Raw genomic sequence first — 21,031 nt, 5'->3', positions numbered from 1 at the left:
ACATGGCACATCATCACGCACCCTCAGGCCCGGTCGGTCCGGCGCCGTTGCCGCATCAGGTCGTCTACACGACCCTGCATTACGACACCCCGTGGTCGTACGAGAGCTATCTCAAGACTGGCGGCTACGCCGCGCTGCGCAAAATCCTCGAAGAGAAGATCGCGCCGGCCGACGTCATCGAGATGGTCAAGGCCTCCAATCTGCGTGGCCGTGGCGGCGCGGGCTTCCCGACCGGCTTGAAGTGGTCGTTCATGCCCAAGGGCACGATGCAGAAGTACATCCTGTGCAACTCGGACGAGTCCGAGCCGGGCACCTGCAAGGACCGCGACATCCTGCGTTACAACCCGCATTCGGTGGTGGAAGGCATGGCGATCGCCTGCTACGCCACCGGCTCGACCGTGGGCTACAACTACCTGCGTGGCGAGTTCCATCACGAGCCGTTCGAGAACTTCGAACTGGCGCTGGCCGATGCGTATGCCAACGGCTGGCTGGGCAAGAACATTCTCGGCAGCGGCGTGGATATCGATATCTACGGTGCGTTGGGTGCTGGCGCCTACATCTGCGGCGAAGAAACCGCGCTGATGGAATCGCTGGAAGGCAAGAAGGGCCAGCCGCGTTACAAGCCTCCGTTCCCGGCCAACTTCGGCCTGTACGGCAAGCCGACCACCATCAACAACACCGAGACCTATGCGTCGGTGCCGGCGATCATTCGCAACGGCCCGGAATGGTTCCTGGGGTTGAGCAAGACCAAGAACGGCGGCCCGAAGATCTTCTCGGTGTCCGGCTGCGTCCAGAAGGGCGGCAATTTCGAAGTGCCGCTCGGCACCACCTTCGACGAACTGCTGGAAATGGCCGGTGGCCTGCGTCCGGGCCGCACCCTCAAGGGCGTGGTGCCTGGCGGCGTGTCGATGCCGGTACTGAAGGCCGACCAGGTCGCTGGTCTGCAGATGGATTACGACACCTTGCGTGCATTGGGGACCGGTCTGGGTTCGGGCGCGATCGTGGTGTTGGATGACAGCGTCTGTTGCGTGCGTTTTGCCTGCCGCATCTCGCAGTTCTTCCACAAGGAATCCTGCGGTCAGTGCACGCCGTGCCGCGAAGGCACTGGCTGGATGCACCGCGTGCTGGAGCGCATCGTCGCCGGCAAGGCCACGATGGAAGACCTGCACCAGTTGCGCACCGTTGCCGGCCAGATCGAAGGGCACACCATCTGTGCGTTCGGCGAAGCCGCGGCGTGGCCGATTCAAGGCTTCTTGCGCCAGTTCTGGGACGAGTTCGAGTACTACATCGTCAACGGTCGTTCGATCGTCGACACGCACGTCGGAGTGGCCGCATGAGCGCCCAACCAGTGAACCCGAACGTGCCACCGGACCATGTCACCGTCGAAATCGACGGGCAGTCCCTGGTGGTGCCGAAGGGGTCGATGATCATCCAGGCGGCCGACAAGGCCGGCATCCCGATCCCGCGCTTCTGCTATCACGAGAAGCTGCCGATCGCGGCCAACTGCCGCATGTGCCTGGTGGACGTCGAAAAATCCCCGAAGCCGTCGCCTGCCTGCGCCACGCCGGTGATGGACGGCATGAAGGTCACCACGCGTAGCGAAAAGGCGCTGAAGTACCAGCGCAGCGTGATGGAATTTTTGCTGATCAATCACCCGCTGGACTGCCCGATCTGCGATCAGGGCGGCGAGTGCGAGTTGCAGGACGTTTCGCTCGGTTACGGCCGTTCGGTCAGCCGCTTCAACGAGCGTAAGCGCGTGGTGCCGGACGAGGACATCGGTCCGCTGGTCGCCACCGAAATGACCCGTTGCATTCAGTGCACCCGCTGCGTGCGCTTCACTGCAGATATTGCCGGCACCTACGAGTTGGGTGGCATGTATCGCGGTGAAAATCTGCAGATCGGCACCTACGACGGCAAGCCGCTGACCACCGAAATTTCCGGCAACGTCATCGACGTCTGCCCGGTCGGCGCGCTGACCAACAAGGTGTTCCAGTTCCGTGCCCGCCCGTGGGAGCTGATGGCGCGCGAATCGCTCGGCTATCACGATGCGATGGGCTCGAACCTGTTCCTGCATGTGCGTCGCGGCGAAGTGCTGCGTACCGTGCCGCGCGAGAACGAGGCGGTCAACGAGTGCTGGCTGTCCGATCGCGATCGTTATTCGCATCAGGGCCTGTATTCGGAAGACCGTGCGGTCAAGCCGCTGAAGAAGGTCAACGGCGAGTGGACCGAAGTGAGCTGGGCCGAAGGCCTGGCTGCTGCCACGCAGATCCTGCGCGACAACGCCGGTGATCAGCTCGGCGTGCTGGTGCACCCGGCCACCTCTAACGAAGAGGGCGCCTTGTTGGCGCGTCTGGCCGAAGGGCTGGGCAGCGGCAATCTGGATCACCGTCTGCTCAACCGCGATTTCTCCGATGCTGCGGTGGCCGAAGCGTTTGCCACGCCGTTGGCCGAGATCGAGCACGCCGATGTGGTGGTGCTGTTCGGCACCAACGTGCGTCACGAACTGCCGCTGCTGCATGCGCGTCTGCGCAAGGCCAACATCCAGAACGGGACCAAGATCCATTCGGTCAACCCGGTCGATTTCGATTTTGCCTTTACCCAGGCGAGCCGCACCGTGGTTGCGCCGTCGCAGCTGGCTGGCGCGCTGGACGATGCGGCATTGCGCGATGCGGTCAAGGGCGCCACGCGTGCCGTGATCGTGGTTGGTGCACTGGCTGAAAATCATCCGCAGGCTGCCGCACTGCGTGCTGCTGCACGTGATTTTGCTGCTGCAACCGGCGCCTCGCTGTGCCGCATCCCGCAGGGCGCCAATGCCGTTGGTCTGGTCTCGCAAGGTGTATTGCCGAGCGCACGCGATGTCACCGGCATGCTGGCGCAGCCGCGCCAGGCCTATGTGTTGTACGGCATCGAGCCAGGTCTGGACTTCGCCGATGCCGCAGCTGCACGCAGCGCGCTTGCTGGTGCCAAGGTCGTTGCATTCAGCCAGTTCGCCTGCGCTTCAACGCGCGATGTGGCCGATGTGATCCTGCCGATCGGCGCATTGCCGGAAATCGATGCATCGCTGACCAATCTCGATGGTCGCGTGCAGACCGCACGTGCCGCCGGCCGCTTGCCGGTGGAAGCGCGTGAAGGTTGGCGCGTGTTGCGCGCACTTGGCGGCGAGCTGGGTCTGGCCGGTTTCGAATTCATCGATCTGGTCGGCCTGCGTGCCGGCATGCAGAACCGCAGCGTGACGCCTGCAACCTCCGCACAGCCAGTGGCTGCGAGCGAGGGGCTGGAAGTGGCCGCGACCGCTGCGATCTATCGCACCGACGCAGTGGTACGCCGCGCCGCTGCACTGCAGTCGCATCCGCTCAACATCGCGCCGTGTGTGGCCATGCATCCGGAGCAGGCAGCGCAGTTGCAGATTGGCGCAGGTCAGATGGTCAAGGTCGGCACCGATGCCGGTAAGGCAACGCTGCCGGTGGTGCTGGACAAGCGCGTCGCGCCGGGGACGGTGTGGATCGAATCCGGCCATGGCGCAACCGCGCCGCTTGGTGCCGGTCGGGTAACGGTGGTGGCTGCATGAACGAATTGCTGTTGAATCTGGTCAATCCTTTGCACCAGTGGTTCGTCGGGCTGGGCGATGGCGGCGTGGTGTTGTGGACCGTGCTGAAGATCTTGCTGATCGCGGTGCCGGTGATCGTGGCGGTGGCGTTCTTTGTGGTCTGGGAGCGCAAGCTGATCGGTTGGATGCACGTACGCCACGGGCCGATGTACGTGGGCATGGGCATCTTTCAGGCCTTCGCCGACGTGTTCAAACTCCTGTTCAAGGAGATCGTGCAGCCGAGCAGCGCGCACAAGGCGATGTTCATCATCGCGCCGCTGCTGACGCTGGCGCCGGCCTTCGCGGCTTGGTCGGTGGTGCCGTTCGATGCGCAGCTGGTGCTGTCCAACGCCAACGTCGGCTTGCTGTATCTGCTGGCGATGACCTCGCTGGGCGTGTACGGCATCATCCTGGCCGGTTGGGCCTCCAACTCCAAATATGCGTTTCTGGGTGCGATGCGCTCGGCCGCGCAGGTGGTCAGCTACGAAATCGCGATGGGCTTTGCGCTGGTCGGCGTGATGATCGCGTCGGGCAGCGTCAACCTGAGTCAGATCGTGTTTGCGCAGGGCGGTAGCTCGGGCGTAGGCGATTGGTTCCTAATCCCGCTGTTCCCGTTGTTCATCGTGTACTGGGTGTCCGGCGTCGCCGAAACCAATCGCGCGCCGTTCGACGTGGTGGAAGGCGAATCGGAAATCGTTGCCGGCCACATGGTGGAGTACTCGGGCGGTGCGTTCGCGCTGTTCTTCCTGGCCGAATACGCCAACATGATCCTGGTCAGCTTCCTGATCTCGATCTTCTTCCTTGGCGGCTGGTTGAGCCCATGGCCGCAGGCCTGGGGCAATCCGGATATCTCGCCGTGGGTCGATTGGCTGTGGAAGGGCGGTTGGCCGTGGCTGTTGATGAAGGTGTTCTTCTTCGCCAGTGCCTACATCTGGTTCCGTGCCAGCTTCCCGCGCTACCGCTATGACCAGATCATGCGTCTTGGCTGGAAGGTGTTCATTCCGCTGACGATCGTGTGGATCGCAGTGACGGCGTTGATGGTGTTTTACGGCGTGATCCAGAAGGGCGTGTAATTGATGAACAAGATCACCCATTACTTCAAAAGCTTGCTGCTGCTCGAACTGCTCGGAGGCTTGTGGCTGACGTTGAAATACACGTTCAAGCCCAAGTACACCGTGCTGTATCCGATGGAGAAGTTCCCGCAGTCGCCGCGCTTCCGTGGCGTGCATGCGCTGCGTCGTTATCCCAACGGCGAAGAGCGTTGCATCGCCTGCAAGCTGTGTGAAGCGGTGTGCCCGGCGCTGGCGATCACCATCGACTCGGCCAAGCGCGAGGACGGTTCGCGTCGTACCACCCGCTACGACATCGATCTGTTCAAGTGCATCTTCTGCGGCTTCTGCGAAGAAAGCTGCCCGGTGGATTCGATCGTCGAGACGCACCTCCTCGAGTATCACTTCGAGAAGCGCGGCGAAAATATTCTTAACAAGCCGCAGCTGCTGGCGATCGGAGACCGGTTCGAAACCGAGATCGCCGAGCGTCGCGCTGCCGATGCCGCCTTCCGTTGAGGTCATGATGGACTGGGTCAAAATTGCTTTCTACGCGTTCTCCGCCGTCGCGGTCGTCTCTGCGGGTGCGGTGATCAGCGTGCGCAATCCGGTGTACGCCGTGTTGTGCCTGATCCTCACCTTCTTTTCGATGGCGTGCATCTGGTTGCTGGTCGGCGCCGAGTTCCTTGGCGTGACGCTGGTGCTGGTTTACGTCGGTGCGGTGATGGTGCTGTTCCTGTTCGTGGTGATGATGCTGGACATCGACACCAGCCGCCTGCGCGAGGGTTGGGTCAAGTACATGCCGGTCGGCGTCATCGTGGCGGTCGCCATGTTTGCGCAGATGGTCACCCTGATCGGCGTCAAGGCACGCAGCGCCACGCCGTTCCCGGCCGACAACGCTGCCGCGCAGGCGGCCGACGTGTCGAACCTGACCTGGCTGGCCAAGAGCCTGTACACCGAGTTCCTGCTGCCATTCGAATTTGCCGCAGTGATCCTGACCGTGGCGGTGGTGGCCGCCGTGATGCTGACCTTGCGCAAGCGCACCGGCATCAAGCACCAGAACGCCGGTGAGCAGTCGCGGGTCAAGGCAGGCGATCGTCTGCGCATGGTCAAAATGGCGGTTGAAAAGCCGGTACAGGTCGCGCCTAAGCTCGATGCGGCTGACGGACAGGAGGCGAAGTCTTGATTACCTTGGGCCACCTGCTTGGACTGGGCGCGGTGCTGTTCTGCATCTCGCTGGCCGGCATCTTCCTCAACCGCAAGAACGTCATCGTGTTGCTGATGTCGATCGAGCTGATGCTGCTGTCGGTCAACGTCAACTTCATTGCGTTCTCGCGCGAGCTCGGCGACCCCGCCGGTCAGTTGTTCGTGTTCTTCATCCTGACCGTTGCCGCTGCGGAGGCTGCGATCGGCCTTGCGATCCTGGTGACTCTGTTCCGCACGCGCCGCACGATCAATGTGGCCGAAGTCGATACGTTGAAGGGCTGACCTGTAGATGGAAATCACTCTCTCCAAGAGTCTGTTGATTGCAGTGGTGCTTGCACCGCTGGTCGGCAGCATCATCGCCGGCCTGTTCGGTCGCCAGGTAGGGCGCAAGGGCGCGCAATACGTCACGATCCTGGGCGTGGCGGTCAGCTGCGTGCTGTCGTGCCTGACGCTGTATCAACTGGTGGAGCAGGGCGCCAGCCCGTTCAACCAGAACCTGTACACCTTCTTCGACGTCGGTAACTACTCGGCGCATGTCGGCTTCATGGTCGATCGCCTGACCGCGATGATGATGGTGGTGGTGACCTTCGTCTCGCTGCTGGTGCACATCTACACCATCGGCTACATGGAAGAAGACCCGGGTTACCAGCGCTTCTTCAGCTACATCTCGTTGTTCACCTTCTCCATGCTGACGCTGGTGATGAGCAACAACTTCCTGCAGCTGTTCTTCGGCTGGGAAGCGGTGGGCTTGGTGTCGTATCTGCTGATCGGTTTCTGGTTCAAGCGCCCGACTGCGGTGTTTGCCAACATGAAGGCGTTCCTGGTCAATCGCGTCGGCGACTTCGGTTTCATTCTCGGCATTGCCGGTGTGCTGCTGTGGTTCGGTTCGCTGGACTACTCCACCGTGTTTGCCAACGCGACCACCATGGCCGGTGCCAAGGTGCAGCTGTTCGCGGGCCACGAGTGGAGCGTGATGACGCTGATCTGCATCTGCCTGTTCATCGGTGCGATGGGCAAGTCGGCGCAGGTGCCGCTGCATGTGTGGCTGCCGGACTCGATGGAAGGACCGACGCCGATTTCGGCACTGATTCACGCCGCGACGATGGTGACCGCCGGCATCTTCATGGTCGCGCGCATGTCGCCGTTGTTCGAGCTGTCGGAAACCGCGCTCAACTTCATCCTGTTCATCGGTGCGACCACGGCCTTCTTCACCGGCCTGATCGGTATCGTGCAGAACGACATCAAGCGCGTGGTCGCGTATTCCACGCTGTCCCAGCTCGGCTACATGACCGTGGCGCTGGGCGTGTCTGCCTACTCGGCGGCCGTGTTCCATCTGATGACGCATGCCTTCTTCAAGGCGCTGCTGTTCCTGGCAGCCGGCTCGGTCATCATCGGCATGCACCACGAGCAGGACATGCGCAAGATGGGCGGCCTGCGCAAGTACATGAAGGTGACCTACTGGACCAGCGTGATCGGTACGTTGGCATTGGTCGGTACGCCGTTCTTCTCCGGCTTTTACTCGAAGGACACCATCATCGAGGCAGCTGCGCATCATGCCCATGAGTCGCATAGCTGGATCGCGACCTATGGCTACTGGGCGGTGCTCGGCGGCGTGCTGGTCACCAGCTTCTACAGCTTCCGTCTGCTGTTCCTGACCTTCCACGGCAAGGAGCGCTTCCGCGACGCCCATGCGCAGGATGCCCATGGACACCACGACAGCGCGCATACCGATGCCGAAGCACAGGTCCACGCGCACGATAGTCATACGCACGATGCCCATGCACACGATACGCATGGCCACGATGACCACGGTCATGGCCATCACGGTGCCCATGAGCCGCACGAGTCCAAGTGGGTGGTGACGCTGCCGCTGATCCTGCTGGCGATCCCTTCGGTGGCGATCGGCTTCTTCACCATCGGCCCGATGTTGTTTGGCACCGATTGGCAAGGTCACCATGCGGCGCATGCCATCAAGGGGCAGGCGGTCTCGTTCTTCACCGGCATCGTCGATTTCTACGATCCGGCGCGTGACACCGTCGGCGCACTGGCCGAAGAGTTCCATGGCCCGGTCGCCTTCGCACTGCATGGCATGATGGCGGCACCGTTCTTCCTGACGGTCGCCGGTCTGCTGCTGGCTGCGCTGTTCTATCTGTGGAAGCCGGAACTGGCCACCAAGTCGCGCAAGGCGTTCGCGCCGGTGGTGTGGCTGCTGGAAAACAAGTACGGCTTCGACAAGCTCTGGATCAATGGCTTCGCCGGTGGCGGCGTGGTCCTTGGCAAGGCGTCACGTGCCATCGATACCCATGTGGTCGACGGTGTCGTCGTCAATGGTTCTGCCCGACTGATCGACCTGGCTGCAAATCTGCTGCGTCGCACGCAATCCGGTTTCCTCTATCACTACGCCTTCGCAATGATCATCGGTTTGATCGCCTTGTTGGCGGTACTGATGCATTTCTGGCGTTGACCTGTACGGAATAAGAAAACGTGTCGAACTGGCCTTTACTGTCTATCTTGATCTGGCTGCCGATTATCGGTGGCGCCTTGATCCTTGCGTTGCGCAACGCCGAGACTGCCCGCTGGGCATCGTTGGCGGTGGCGGTGGCGACCTTTGTGCTGAGTCTGCCGCTGCTGGGCTACGACACCGCCAATGACGCCTTGCAGTTCGTCGAACTGCACGCCTGGATCCCGGCCTACAACATTGGCTACAACCTGGGCGTTGACGGCATCGCGGTCGCGTTGATCGTGCTGACCACACTGGTGACGGTGCTGGCCCTGATCGGCGCCTGGCGCTCGATCGACAAGCGCGTCAATCAGTACGTTGCTGCTTTCCTGATCCTGGAAGGTGTCACGCTGGGCATCTTCGCTGCCACCGACGCGATGCTGTTCTACGTCTTCTTCGAAGCCATGCTGATTCCGATGTTCCTGATCATCGGTGTCTGGGGCGGCCCGCGGCGTATCTATGCGGCGATGAAGTTCTTCCTGTACACCTTCCTCGGCTCGGTGCTGATGCTGGTGGGCCTGGTCTACCTGTATCTGAAGGGCGGCAGCTTCCAGCTCGCCGACCTGTACGCGCTGCAGCTGACCGCCAAGGAGCAGACCTGGATCTTCTTCGCGTTCCTGATCGCCTTCGCGGTCAAGGTGCCGATGTTCCCGGTGCATACCTGGCTGCCCGATGCGCACGTTGAGGCCCCGACCGCCGGTTCGGTGATCCTTGCCGCGATCGCGTTGAAGATCGGTGGCTACGGCTTCCTGCGCTTCAACCTGCCGATCGTGCCGGACGCCAGCAATGAGTTCGCCTGGTTGGTGATCACGCTGTCGCTGATCGCGGTGATCTACGTCGGCCTGGTGGCACTGGTGCAGGACGACATGAAGAAGTTGGTGGCGTATTCGTCCATCGCGCACATGGGCTTCGTCACTCTCGGCACCTTTATCGCCTTCACCCTGGTGCGCGACTACGGCAGCAACGATGCCGCACGTCTGGGCCTGCAGGGTGCGATGGTGCAGATGATTTCGCACGGCTTCGTCTCCGGTGCGATGTTCTCCTGCATCGGCGTCTTGTACGACCGCATGCATACCCGCCGCATCGCCGATTACGGCGGCGTGGTCAACGTGATGCCGTGGTTTGCCACCTTCGCCATGCTGTTCTTCATGGCCAATGCCGGCCTGCCAGGTACCAGCGGTTTCGTTGGCGAGTTCATGGTGATCCTGGCCAGCTTTCAGAAGCACCCGTTGATCGCCTTCGGCGCTGCCACCACGTTGGTGATCACTGCGGCTTACACCTTGTGGCTCTACAAGCGCGTGTTCTTCGGTGAAGTGGCCAACGCACACGTGGCCGAGTTGAAGGACATCAATGGCCGTGAGGCATTCGTGCTGGGGGTGTTCGCCGCTGGCGTGCTGGCCCTGGGCCTGTATCCGAAGCCGCTGACCGATCTGATGGAACCATCGATCGCCAAGCTGGCTACCCAGATTGCCGCGACCAAGCTGTAACTGCTTGCCGTACGTACCGATTTTCAGGATTTGATGATGACCACGCCAACGCTCGCGCCGTTGACCACCGCTGACCTGGCTCCGCTCGCACCGGAGCTGGTGCTGATCGGCGGCGCCTTTGCTCTGTTGATGCTCGATCTGTTTATGAGCCAGCGGCACAAGGTCTGGACCCACCTGTTCTCCGTGGCCGTGCTGGCCGTGGTGTTCGCGTTGCTGGCGACCGGAACGGGCGGGCAGGGCGAAGCCTTCCACGGCATGTTCGTCCGAGACACCGCAGCCGACGTCATGAAGACGGTGATCGTGCTGGTCAGCGGCCTGAGCCTGGTTTATGGCTGGACCTACCTGCGCGAGCGCAACCTCTACCAGGGCGAAATCCCGGTGCTGGTGCTGTTCGCCACCGCCGGCATGATGCTGCTGGCCTCGGCAGGCAGCCTGCTGATGGTGTATCTGGGCCTGGAACTGCTGGCCCTGTGCTCGTACGCACTGGTTGCGTCCAATCGCGATAACGGCCTGGCCACCGAAGCGGCGATGAAGTATTTCGTGCTTGGTTCGCTGGCGTCGGGTCTGTTGCTGTACGGCATGTCGCTGGTCTACGGCGCTACCGGCACGTTGAGCCTGGCGGGTATCCATGACGCCATCGAAGGCTCCAACGAGCGCACGCTGCTCCTGACCGGCACCATCTTCATGATCGCCGGCGTGGCCTTCAAGCTGGGTGCCGCCCCGTTCCACATGTGGCTGCCCGACGTGTATCAGGGTGCGCCCGCACCGATCGCGTTGTTCATCAGTTCCGCGCCCAAGTTGGCTGCCTTTGGTATGGCCTATCGCCTGCTCGAAGTCGGCATGGGTCCGTTGTCGCAGCAGTGGCATCTGTTGATCGGCGGCCTGTCGGCACTGTCGCTGGTGATCGGCAACCTGATGGCGATTGCGCAGACCAATCTCAAGCGCATGCTCGCGTATTCGACCGTCTCGCATATCGGCTTCCTGTTGATGGGCGTGGCCGGTGGCGGCGAAGAAGGCTATGCCGCGGCGATGTTCTACGCAGTGAGCTACACCATCATGTCGACCGCTGCGTTCGGCGCCATCATCGCGTTGTCGCGTAATGGGTTTGAAGCCGAGAACATCGACGACTTCAAGGGGCTCAACGCACGCAATCCATGGATGGCCGGCCTGGTGCTGTGCATCATGGCCTCGCTCGCAGGTATCCCGCCGTTCCTTGGCTTCTGGACCAAGCTGGCCGTGTTGGGCGCCGCGGTGAAGGGCGACATGTTGTGGCTGGCGTTGGTCGGCGTGCTCTGCGCGGTGATCGGTGCGTACTACTATCTGCGCGTCATCAAGGTCATGTACTTCGATGAGCCGGTGGGTGAGCCGTTGCCGGCCAACAACGACCGTGTGCTTGGCACCGTCCTCGGCGTCAACGCACTCGCACTGCTGGCACTCGGTCTGGCCTGGAGCCCGATCATGGTGTGGTGCCAGCGCGCATTTGCGGGCCTTGCGTAAGACTTACGTGCCTGCCTACCGTTGTGGGCGCGTGCGTCGGGCGCGCCTTTGACGCGTTACTGAAATAAAGTCGTGATTGCTGTTTCGTTTTTGTTGCAATGCGGTTATCATTTGCCGCGACGTTGAAGACCTCCAAGGTTTTCAATCGATGAAAAACTAGGGCTTGCAATTGCCGCTCAAGTTCTTCATAATTCCGCTTCTGCTGCGGGGTGGAGCAGTCTGGCAGCTCGTCGGGCTCATAACCCGAAGGTCGCAGGTTCAAATCCTGCCCCCGCTACCAAGTTTGAATTGCTGCTTTAATGCAGTTTGCCTTAGGGCAGCAGTTCATGTTCTTGGATCGCAAAGACGCATGTTCCCGTCTTTGCGCCGACCCTGAGAGGTCGGGCTTTTTTCACGCAAGGGGCCCATCGGGCCCCTTGTTTTTTCCGGAACCGGAAAGTTTGCTGCCGGTTGCCGGGGTTCTACTGGCAATCATTTGATCAGGGCAGTCTGTGAGCGAAAAAGCGACCGAAATCGCGAATCTGCTGAGTCCAACGGTTGAGTCCTTGGGCTTGGAACTGCTGGGTGTGGAATATCTTCCCGCGCCAGGTGGCGCCACGTTGCGCCTGTATATCGATGTGCCGCTGGCCGAGCAGCCCGAGCGCATGGTCAACGTCGATGACTGCGAGCGCGTGAGCCGCGAAGTCTCTGCCCAGCTCGACGTCGAAGATCCCATCACCGGCAACTACACGCTTGAAGTGTCGTCGCCGGGTGTCGACCGCCCCTTGTTTACGCTTGAGCAGTTCGCACGTCATGTCGGCGAGTCCGCGAAGATCGTGTTGAAGCTGGCGCAGGATGGTCGGCGCCGCTTTCAGGGCAAGATCCTGCGGATCGAGGCGGAGGCCGACGCCGTGGTGTTTGCCATCGACGGCAAGGATGTGCAGATCGGCTTCGACAACATCGACAAGGCGCGCATCCTGCCGGATTGGGTCGCTTTGGGCCTGGCGCCGCAAAAACCGAATAAGCCCGGCCCGAAAAAACCCGGGCACGAGAAGAAGAAACCATCCAACGAGTCGGCGGCTGGCAAGCCGCGCGCGGAGTGACTAAATGAGCAAGGAACTTTTGCTGGTAGTGGATGCGGTGGCCAACGAAAAGGGCGTGCCGCGCGAAGTGATCTTCGATGCGATCGAGGCCGCGTTGGCTTCCGCAGCGAAGAAGCGCTATCCCGACCAGGACGTGCTGGCGCGCGTGACCATCGACCACAAGGACGGTAACTACGAAACCTACCGTCGTTGGGAAGTGGTCGCCGACGATGTGGTGATGGAGTCACCGGATCGCCAGGTGCGTCTGATGGACGCCATCGACGAAGCCGACGGCGTGGATGTGGGCGACTACATCGAAGAACAGATCGAAAACCCGGATTTCGGCCGTATCGCCGCACAGGCTGCCAAGCAGGTGATCGTGCAGCGTGTGCGCGAAGCCGAGCGTCAGCAGGTTGTGGACGCATGGAAGGATCGCGTCGGCGAGTTGATCACCGGTGTGGTCAAGCGTGCCGAGCGCGGCAATATCTTTGTCGATCTGGGCGGCAATGCCGAAGCCTTCATTCCGAAGGACAAGGGCATCCCGCGCGATGTGCTGCGTCCGGGCGACCGCGTGCGCGGCTATCTTGCCGAAGTGCGTTCCGAACCACGTGGCCCGCAGCTGTTCATCAGCCGCGCCGCGCCGGAATTCATGATCGAGCTGTTCAAGCTCGAAGTGCCGGAAGTGGGCCAGGGCCTGGTCGAGATCAAGGCCTGCGCCCGCGATCCGGGCGACCGCGCCAAGATCGCCGTGATCGCGCACGACACCCGCACCGATCCGATCGGCGCGTGCATCGGTATGCGCGGTTCGCGCGTGCAGGCGGTGTCCAACGAGCTCAATGGCGAGCGCGTGGACATCGTGTTGTGGAACGAGAACCCGGCCAACTTCGTCATCAATGCGATGGCGCCGGCCGAAGTGCAGTCGATCATCGTCGATGAAGACAAGCATTCGATGGACCTGGCTGTGGCAGAAGATCGCCTGGCCCAGGCGATCGGCAAGGGCGGCCAGAACGTACGTCTGGCCAGCCGCCTGACCGGTTGGCAGCTCAACGTGATGACCGCCGACCAAGTGGCCGCAAAGTCCGAAGCCGAACAGACCTCCGCGCGCCAGTTGTTCATGGATCGCCTGGAAGTGGACGAAGAAATCGCAGCGATTCTGGTGACCGAAGGTTTCAATACGGTCGAAGAAATCGCCTACGTGCCGGTCGGCGAGTTGCTGGCGGTGGAAGGCTTCGACGAAGACATCGTCGAAGAGTTGCGTGCCCGTGCCCGCGATGCGCTGCTCAACGCCGCGCTGGCCGAGGAAGAAGGCCTGGAAGGAACTCAGCCCACCGAGGACCTGCTGACGCTGGAGGGGATGGACGAGGAAACGGCCTTTGCTCTGGCCGAGCACGGCGTGCGCACCAGCGAGGACTTGTCCGACCTGGCAGCGGACGAGATCGTCGACTTCGGCATCGAGGGCTTGACCCAGGAGCGCGCCGCGACGCTGATCCTGGCGGCCCGCGCCGAGGAGATCGCCCGTTTGGAGCGCGGCGAATGAGCCGGCAATGAACCGCGCCCTGACCCCATCAGGGCTTAGAATCAGCGCTTCCCTTGCTCTGGGCGAGGGGGCGCCAACCAGATCATAGGATCCGAATGTCGCAGCAAACCACCATCCGCAAGCTTGCCGAACTGGTCAATACGCCGGTCGATAAACTGCTGGTTCAACTGGCCGAGGCCGGAATGAAGTTCAGCGGTCCCGACCAGGTCGTGACCAGCACCGAGAAGATGAAACTGCTTGGCTTCCTGCGTCGCACGCATGGCAAGGCCGAGACGCCTGCCGAAGCGGCAACCGAAGCAGCCAAGAAGATCACGCTCAATCGGCGCAAGCTGCAGGAAGTCACGGTCAGCGCCGGCCGCACCAAGACCACGGTCAACGTGGAAGTGCGGCAGAAGCGCACCTACGTGAAGTCCGAAAATGAAGGCAGCGGCCGTGCCGCGCCGATGACGCCGGACGAAGAACGCGCTGACATCCTGGCCAAGCTCGCCGCATCGCGTCAGCGCAACCTCGACGAGCAGCAGGCGCTGGCCGAAAGCGACCGTGTGCGCGATGAAGCGATTCAGCGCAAGCGCGATGAAGAGCAGGCCGCGAAGGACCGTATCGAAGCCGAGCGCAAGGCTGCCGAGGAAGCCGCTGCGGCTGCCAGTGCGCCGGCCCCGGTTGCTGCCGCGCCTACGCCGTCTTCCGCTCCTGCAGCACGTGCGCCGTCGTCGCCGTCTTCTGCACCGCGTCCGGCCCGCCCGGCTGGCGCATCGCCCGCCTCGCGTCCGGCCACGCCGGCACGTCCGGACGATCGTAATAATGCGGCCAAGCACAAGACGCGCGGTTCGCACGTCATGGTGGCCGGCGTCGAAGACGACGATGCGACCAAGCGCTTTGCCGGGCAGTTGCATCTGTCCGCGGCCGATCGCGCGCGTCGTTCCAATGTGCGTAGCAAGCCGACCGGTCGTCCGGGTTCGTCTTCTTCGCGCCGTGGCAACGACAGCGGGCGGGGCGGCAACCAGGGCAACAGCGGCCCGCACGGGTTCGAGCGTCCGACCGCACCGGTGGTGCGTGAAGTGGCGATCGGCGAAACGATCACTGTGGCCGATCTGGCGCAGAAGCTCGCGCTCAAGGGCGGCGATGTGGTCAAGGCGCTGTTCAAGATGGGCGTCATGGCGACCATCACCCAGAGCATCGACCACGATACCGCCTCGCTGGTGACCGAAGAACTCGGCCACAAGGCCACGCGTGCCGACAATGCCGACTTCGAGGATGCGCTGCTGGCGCATGCCGAAGGTGCCGAAGGCGATGCCGTGCAGCGTCCGCCGGTGGTAACCATCATGGGTCACGTCGATCACGGCAAGACCTCGCTGCTGGATTACATCCGTCGCACCAAGATCGCCTCGGGCGAAGCCGGTGGCATCACCCAGCACATCGGTGCGTATCACGTCGAAACCGGTCGTGGCGTCATCAGCTTCCTGGATACGCCCGGCCATGCCGCGTTTACCTCGATGCGTGCACGTGGCGCCAAGATCACCGATATCGTGGTGCTGGTCGTCGCTGCCGATGACGGCGTGATGCCGCAGACCAAGGAAGCGGTGGCGCATGCCAGGGCGGCGGGTGTTCCGTTGATCGTGGCGGTGAACAAGATCGACAAGGCCGGTGCGGATCCGCTGCGGGTCAAGAATGAATTGCTGGCCGAAAACGTGGTGGCCGAAGACTTCGGTGGCGACACCCAGTTCATCGAAGTGTCGGCCAAGCTCGGTACCGGCGTGGACACGCTGCTGGATGCGATCTCGCTGCAAGCCGAAGTGCTGGAACTGAAGGCGCTGTCGGAAGGCCGCGCCAGCGGTACCGTCATCGAGTCGTCGCTGGACAAGGGCCGCGGCCCGGTCGCCACGGTGCTGGTGCAGCAGGGCGCGCTGAAGAAGGGCGATTACCTGGTCTGCGGTATCCAGTACGGCCGTGTGCGTGCGTTGTTCGACGAGACCGGTCATCAGCCGGCCTCGGCGGGTCCGTCGATCCCGGTGCAGGTGCTCGGCTTGTCCGGCGTGCCGGAAGCCGGCGACGACTTCGTGGTCGTCGACGACGAGCGTCTGGCCAAGGACGTGGCGCAGCAGCGCGAAACCAAGCGTCGCGAGTCGCGTCTGGTGGCTTCGGCAACCAACCGCATGGAAGACATCCTGGCGCAGATGGGCAAGGGCGAAGGTCAGCAGGTGTTGAACCTGGTCATCAAGGCCGACGTGCAGGGCTCTGTGGAAGCGCTCAAGCAGTCGCTGGTGGCGTTGTCCAACGACGACATCCGCATCAATGTGATCCACTCCGGCGTGGGCGGCATCACCGAGTCCGATGCGAATTCGGCCGCCGCTTCCAAGGCGACGATGATCGGCTTCAACGTGCGTGCGGATGCATCGGCACGCAAGATCGTCGAATCCAACGGCGTGGATCTGCGTTACTTCTCGATCATCTATGACGTGATCGATCAGGTGAAGCAGGTCGCCTCCGGTCTGCTCGGCGTGGAAATCCGCGAAGAGATCATCGGTATCGCGCAGGTCCGCGACGTGTTCCGCAGCTCCAAGTTCGGCGCGGTTGCAGGCTGCATGATCATCGAAGGCATTGTGAAGCGCAGCAAGCCGATCCGCGTGCTCCGCGACAGCGTCGTGGTGTTCGAAGGCGAGCTGGAATCGCTGCGTCGCTTCAAGGAAAACGTCGAGGAAGTGCGCAACGGTACCGAGTGCGGTATCGGCGTGAAGGCCTACAACGACGTCAAGGCCGGCGATCAGATCGAGTGCTTCGAGCGTATCGAAGTCGCGCGTACGCTGTAACGGCTGCGGCTGTCATGGCGACCGGGGCCTGCGGGCTCCGGCGTCGGCAAGCTGGAGTCGGTAACGCCCGATTTTTGGACAGCACGTTTTGCAAGGCGAGGGCGGCATGGCCGCCCACGTTCGTTTTTGGCTTCGGTGCCATCTGGCCCTCCGAATCAACCAGGTCCACGACCATGCCAACCAAATCATTCCATCGCACCGACCGCGTCTCGGCGCAGGTGCGTCGCGACCTCGGCACGATCGTGCACGCGGCCGTGCGCGATCACGGCCTGCCGTCGGTCAGCGTGTCCGATGTCGAAGTCACCCGCGACCTTGCGCATGCCAAGGTGTTCGTCACCGCGCTGCAGCAGGAGCGCTCGGTCGAAGCGGTCAAGGGGCTCAAGGAAATCGCCGGTCAGCTGCGCACGCAGTTGGCGCGCGCGATGAAATTGCGCCACGTGCCCGAGCTGCACTTTCATTACGACGATTCGGTCGATCGCGGCGAGCGCATCGACAACCTGTTGCGTGACCTGGACGACATCGGCCCCGAGGCCGCCTCCAGCGACGAAGACGCCGAGCAGCGCTGAGCGCTGTCTGGGCCGGCCGCCTCTTTCTACGCGGCCCTGATTTCAACGGGCGCGCATGGCGCCCGATTCGAGCACTGATCTTTTGAAACCCCGCATCGTCTATCGCCCGTTGCACGGCATCCTGTTGCTCGACAAGCCGGCTGGCGTCAGCTCCAACACCGCATTGCAGTCCGCACGCCGTTTGCTGCGCGCCGAAAAGGGCGGCCACACCGGCAGCCTGGATCCGCTGGCCACCGGCTTGTTGCCGTTGTGTCTGGGCGAGGCCACCAAGATCGCCGGCGTGTTGCTTGGTTCGGCCAAGGCCTACGACGCCGAGGTCGTGCTGGGCGTCACCACCGATACCGACGATGCCGATGGCGAGCCGCTGCGCGAGCGTGCGGTGCCCGAGTTGAGCGAAGACGCCTTGCGTGCGGCGCTGGCGCCATTTATCGGCCGTATCGCCCAGCAGGCACCGATCTACTCGGCACTCAAGCAGGGCGGCGAGCCGCTATACGCCAAGGCACGCCGCGGCGAGATCATCGAGGCGCCGGTGCGCGAAGTCGATGTGCATGCGATCGAACTGATCGGATATGCCGCGCCGCGCCTGCAACTGCGTGTGACCTGCGGTTCGGGCACGTATATCCGCAGCCTGGCGCGCGATCTGGGCGAAGTGCTTGGCTGCGGCGCGCATATCGCATCGTTGCGTCGGCTGTGGGTCGAGCCGTTCCGCGTCCCGCAGATGATCACGCTGGAAGCGCTGTCTACGGCGCTGGACGCCGGTACCGATGCGCAGGAATTGTTGCTGCCGATCCGGGCCGGATTGGCCGATTTTGCGCGGATCACCCTGGACCAGGCACACACGGCCCGTTTCCGCATGGGCCAGCGCTTGCGCGATGCCGCATTTCCGGATGGCCAGGTGGCCGTGTTCGGACCGGACGGAATCCCCTTAGGTCTAGGCCTGGTGGACATGGAAGGGCGGTTGTCGCCTCAGCGGTTGTTCAATGGACTGAACGAAGCCCAGGCTTGTTAAGTTTTAGTCAACTTGTCCCCGGGCTCGCACGACGTTACAATTTCGCGGCCCCGTTCGGGGCACCTCCAGCGCCAAGCGCGCTCATCCCAAGCAAACGGCGAGTCCGGCGGTGCGTCATGCACGTTCCTGTCGACCACGCATCTATCGAGAAAACACATGTCCGTCGACACCCAGAAAGTCATTGAAGACAACAAGCGCAGCGCCCAGGACACCGGCTCCCCGGAAGTGCAGGTCGCTCTGCTGACCGCCCGCATCGAACTGCTGAGCGGTCACTTCAAGACCCACAAGAAGGATCATCACAGCCGTCGTGGTCTGCTGCAGATGGTCAACCGTCGCCGCAGCCTGCTCGACTACCTGAAGAAGAAGGACAGCGAGCGTTACAAGTCGCTGATCGAAAAGCTCGGCCTGCGCCGCTAATCGAGTCCTACCACCGCGGTGCAGCGATGCGCCGCGGTTTTGTTTTGGTCATTTGTATTTCGTTATTTGCACCAAGTAATTCATGGGCCGGAGCCTCCCGGCCGCCCGTTCTCGGCATGGGTCGACGACGGTCCAACGAAGACAGCAACACCTAAGGAAAAAACCTCCGTGGCAAAAATCACCAAAACCTTCCAGTACGGCAAGCACACCGTCACCCTGGAGACGGGCGAAGTCGCTCGCCAGGCAGGCGGCGCCGTCATCGTCAAGTTTGACGACACCGTACTGCTGGTCACCGCCGTCGCCGCCAAGACCGCGCGCGAAGGGCAGGACTTCTTCCCCCTGACGGTTGATTATCAGGAGAAGTTCTATGCCGGCGGCCGCATCCCGGGCGGCTTCTTCAAGCGCGAAGGACGTGCGACCGAGAAGGAAACGCTGATCTCGCGCCTGATCGATCGTCCGATCCGTCCGCTGTTCCCGGAGGACTACAAGAACGAAGTACAGATCATCGCCACGGTGATGTCGATGAACCCGGACATCGACGGCGATATCGCCGCGCTGATCGGCGCATCGGCGGCACTGTCGCTGGCCGGTACCCCCTTCAACGGCCCGATCGGCGCCGCCAAGGTGGGCTACAAGAACGGTGAGTACATCCTCAACCCGACCATCACCGAGCTGAAGGATTCGCAGCTGGAGCTGGTGGTTGCCGGTACCGCCAATGCAGTACTGATGGTGGAGTCGGAAGCGGCGCTGCTGTCCGAAGAAGTGATGCTGGGCGCGGTCACCTTCGGTCATCGCGAACTGCAGAAGGTCATCAACGTCATCAACGAGCTGACCGTCGAAGCCGGCACCAAGCCCAGTACCTGGGTTGCGCCTGCCAAGAACACCGCACTGATCAACGCGCTGAAGGAAGCGGTCGGCGCGCAGCTGTCCGGTGCCTTCCAGGTGCGCGACAAGCTGCAGCGTCGCGACGCGATCTCGGCGATCAAGAAGGACGTGCTCGAGTCGCTGTCCGGCCGTGTTGCCGCGGAAGGCTGGAGTTCGGCTGAGTTGTCGAAGGAATTCGGCGAGCTGGAATACCACACCATGCGCGACTCGGTCCTGGAGACCAAGGTGCGTATCGATGGCCGTGCACTGGATACCGTGCGTCCGATCTCGGTGCAGGCCGGCATCCTGCCGCGTACCCACGGCTCGGCGCTGTTCACCCGCGGCGAGACGCAGGCGATCGTGGTCACCACGCTGGGCACCGCCCGCGATGGCCAGGTGATCGACGCGGTCAGCGGCGAGTACAAGGAAAACTTCCTGTTCCATTACAACTTCCCTCCGTATTCGGTGGGCGAGTGCGGTCGTTTCGGTGCGCCCAAGCGTCGCGAAATCGGCCACGGCCGTCTGGCCAAGCGCGGCGTGCTCGCGGTGATGCCGAGCCTGGAAGAGTTCCCGTACACCATCCGCGTTGTGTCGGAAATCACCGAGTCCAACGGTTCTTCGTCGATGGCGTCGGTGTGCGGCAGCTCGCTGTCGCTGATGGATGCCGGCGTGCCGGTCAAGGCACCGGTGGCGGGCATCGCCATGGGCCTGGTGAAGGAAGACGACCGCTTCGTGGTGCTGTCCGACATCCTGGGTGACGAAGATCACCTGGGCGACATGGACTTCAAGGTGGCCGGTACTGCCGAAGGCGTGTCCGCGCTGCAGATGGACATCAAGATCGAAGGCATCACCGAAGAGATCATGAAGCAGGCATTGCAGCAGGCCAAGGCTGGCCGTCTGTACATCCTGGGCGAGATGTCCAAGGCGCTGACCACCCCGCGTCTGGAGCTGAGCGACTACGCGCCGCGTCTGCTGACCATCAAGATCCACCCGGACAAGATCCGCGAAGTGATCGGCAAGGGTGGCTCGACCATCCAGGCGATCACCAAGGAAACCGGTACGCAGATCGACATCCAGGACGATGGCACGATCATCATCGCCTCGGTGAATGCGATTGCCGCGCAAGCTGCGAAGTCGCGCATCGAGCAGATCACCTCGGACGTGGAGCCGGGCCGCATCTACGAAGGCAAGGTCGCCAAGATCATGGACTTCGGTGCGTTCGTCACCATCCTGCCGGGCAAGGATGGCCTGGTGCACGTCTCGCAGATTTCCAGCGAGCGCGTGGAGAAGGTCGGCGACAAGCTGAAGGAAGGCGATCTGGTCCGCGTCAAGGTGCTGGAAGTGGACAAGCAGGGCCGCATCCGTCTGTCGATCAAGGCAGTGGAAGAAGGCGAGGGCGTGCCGGCTTCGGCCGAGTAATCGCTGCGGGCTAATGCATCACTTGGGTG

16 protein-coding genes and 1 tRNA gene are annotated in these 21,031 nt (G+C 62.5%); all 17 read left to right on the top strand.

The genetic code is table 11. The features are described from left to right. The first annotated feature begins 2 nt into the window (after nt 1-2). Nucleotides 3-1,337, top strand: coding sequence for an NADH-quinone oxidoreductase subunit NuoF (nuoF, locus tag ABS769_RS09825; RefSeq protein WP_023904457.1), 1,335 nt, complete (start codon nt 3-5; stop codon nt 1,335-1,337). Continuing rightward, nucleotides 1,334-3,568 carry an NADH-quinone oxidoreductase subunit NuoG gene (nuoG, locus tag ABS769_RS09820; RefSeq protein WP_317061460.1) on the top strand — a complete coding sequence of 745 codons (2,235 nt, stop codon included), beginning with the start codon at nt 1,334-1,336 and terminating at the stop codon, nt 3,566-3,568. Before nuoF ends, nuoG begins: the two co-directional genes overlap by 4 nt. After that, nucleotides 3,565-4,659: an NADH-quinone oxidoreductase subunit NuoH gene (nuoH, locus tag ABS769_RS09815; protein ID WP_023904455.1), complete on the top strand. Its 1,095-nt coding sequence runs from the start codon at nt 3,565-3,567 to the stop codon at nt 4,657-4,659. Before nuoG ends, nuoH begins: the two co-directional genes overlap by 4 nt. A 3-nt stretch (nt 4,660-4,662) precedes the next feature. Beyond that, a complete protein-coding gene (gene nuoI, locus ABS769_RS09810; RefSeq protein ID WP_006450559.1) occupies nt 4,663-5,151 on the top strand; it encodes an NADH-quinone oxidoreductase subunit NuoI in 489 nt (162 codons plus the stop codon). Nucleotides 5,152-5,155: 4 nt separating this feature from the next. After that, the gene (locus ABS769_RS09805; RefSeq protein WP_205394807.1) at nt 5,156-5,818 is read left to right on the top strand and encodes an NADH-quinone oxidoreductase subunit J; all 663 of its coding nucleotides are present in this window, start codon (nt 5,156-5,158) and stop codon (nt 5,816-5,818) included. Continuing rightward, nucleotides 5,815-6,120: an NADH-quinone oxidoreductase subunit NuoK gene (gene nuoK / locus ABS769_RS09800; RefSeq protein ID WP_006450557.1), complete on the top strand. Its 306-nt coding sequence runs from the start codon at nt 5,815-5,817 to the stop codon at nt 6,118-6,120. Before ABS769_RS09805 ends, nuoK begins: the two co-directional genes overlap by 4 nt. Nucleotides 6,121-6,127: 7 nt before the next feature. Continuing rightward, the gene (gene nuoL, locus ABS769_RS09795) at nt 6,128-8,302 is read left to right on the top strand and encodes an NADH-quinone oxidoreductase subunit L (RefSeq protein WP_317061459.1); all 2,175 of its coding nucleotides are present in this window, start codon (nt 6,128-6,130) and stop codon (nt 8,300-8,302) included. Nucleotides 8,303-8,322: 20 nt separating this feature from the next. After that, the gene (locus ABS769_RS09790) at nt 8,323-9,825 is read left to right on the top strand and encodes an NADH-quinone oxidoreductase subunit M (RefSeq protein ID WP_317061457.1); all 1,503 of its coding nucleotides are present in this window, start codon (nt 8,323-8,325) and stop codon (nt 9,823-9,825) included. A gap of 36 nt (nt 9,826-9,861) precedes the next feature. After that, a complete protein-coding gene (nuoN, locus tag ABS769_RS09785) occupies nt 9,862-11,322 on the top strand; it encodes an NADH-quinone oxidoreductase subunit NuoN (RefSeq protein WP_317061484.1) in 1,461 nt (486 codons plus the stop codon). A 203-nt stretch (nt 11,323-11,525) separates the two neighbouring features. Beyond that, nucleotides 11,526-11,602, top strand: a tRNA-Met gene (locus tag ABS769_RS09780). 211 nt (nt 11,603-11,813) lie between these two features. Continuing rightward, complete coding sequence (rimP, locus tag ABS769_RS09775; protein WP_317061456.1) at nt 11,814-12,404, top strand: ribosome maturation factor RimP; 591 nt, start codon at nt 11,814-11,816, stop codon at nt 12,402-12,404. A gap of 4 nt (nt 12,405-12,408) precedes the next feature. Beyond that, complete coding sequence (gene nusA / locus ABS769_RS09770) at nt 12,409-13,920, top strand: transcription termination factor NusA (protein WP_317061455.1); 1,512 nt, start codon at nt 12,409-12,411, stop codon at nt 13,918-13,920. A gap of 95 nt (nt 13,921-14,015) precedes the next feature. After that, nucleotides 14,016-16,727, top strand: a complete 2,712-nt coding sequence (gene infB / locus ABS769_RS09765; RefSeq protein WP_317061454.1) for a translation initiation factor IF-2 — start codon at nt 14,016-14,018, stop codon at nt 16,725-16,727. Between the two features lie 173 nt (nt 16,728-16,900). Continuing rightward, complete coding sequence (rbfA, locus tag ABS769_RS09760) at nt 16,901-17,293, top strand: 30S ribosome-binding factor RbfA (protein WP_006450550.1); 393 nt, start codon at nt 16,901-16,903, stop codon at nt 17,291-17,293. Between the two features lie 82 nt (nt 17,294-17,375). After that, nucleotides 17,376-18,302: a tRNA pseudouridine(55) synthase TruB gene (gene truB / locus ABS769_RS09755; protein ID WP_317061453.1), complete on the top strand. Its 927-nt coding sequence runs from the start codon at nt 17,376-17,378 to the stop codon at nt 18,300-18,302. Nucleotides 18,303-18,458: 156 nt separating this feature from the next. Beyond that, on the top strand, nt 18,459-18,719 hold the full coding sequence (rpsO, locus tag ABS769_RS09750) for a 30S ribosomal protein S15 (protein ID WP_006450548.1): 261 nt from the start codon (nt 18,459-18,461) through the stop codon (nt 18,717-18,719). A gap of 168 nt (nt 18,720-18,887) precedes the next feature. Further along, a complete protein-coding gene (gene pnp, locus ABS769_RS09745; protein ID WP_317061452.1) occupies nt 18,888-21,002 on the top strand; it encodes a polyribonucleotide nucleotidyltransferase in 2,115 nt (704 codons plus the stop codon). The last annotated feature ends 29 nt before the right edge of the window (nt 21,003-21,031 follow it).

The sequence above is a fragment of the Xanthomonas hortorum genome, assembly GCF_040279205.1.
Lineage (GTDB): Bacteria > Pseudomonadota > Gammaproteobacteria > Xanthomonadales > Xanthomonadaceae > Xanthomonas > Xanthomonas hortorum_F.
This window is presented reverse-complemented; position numbering and strand designations above follow the sequence as displayed.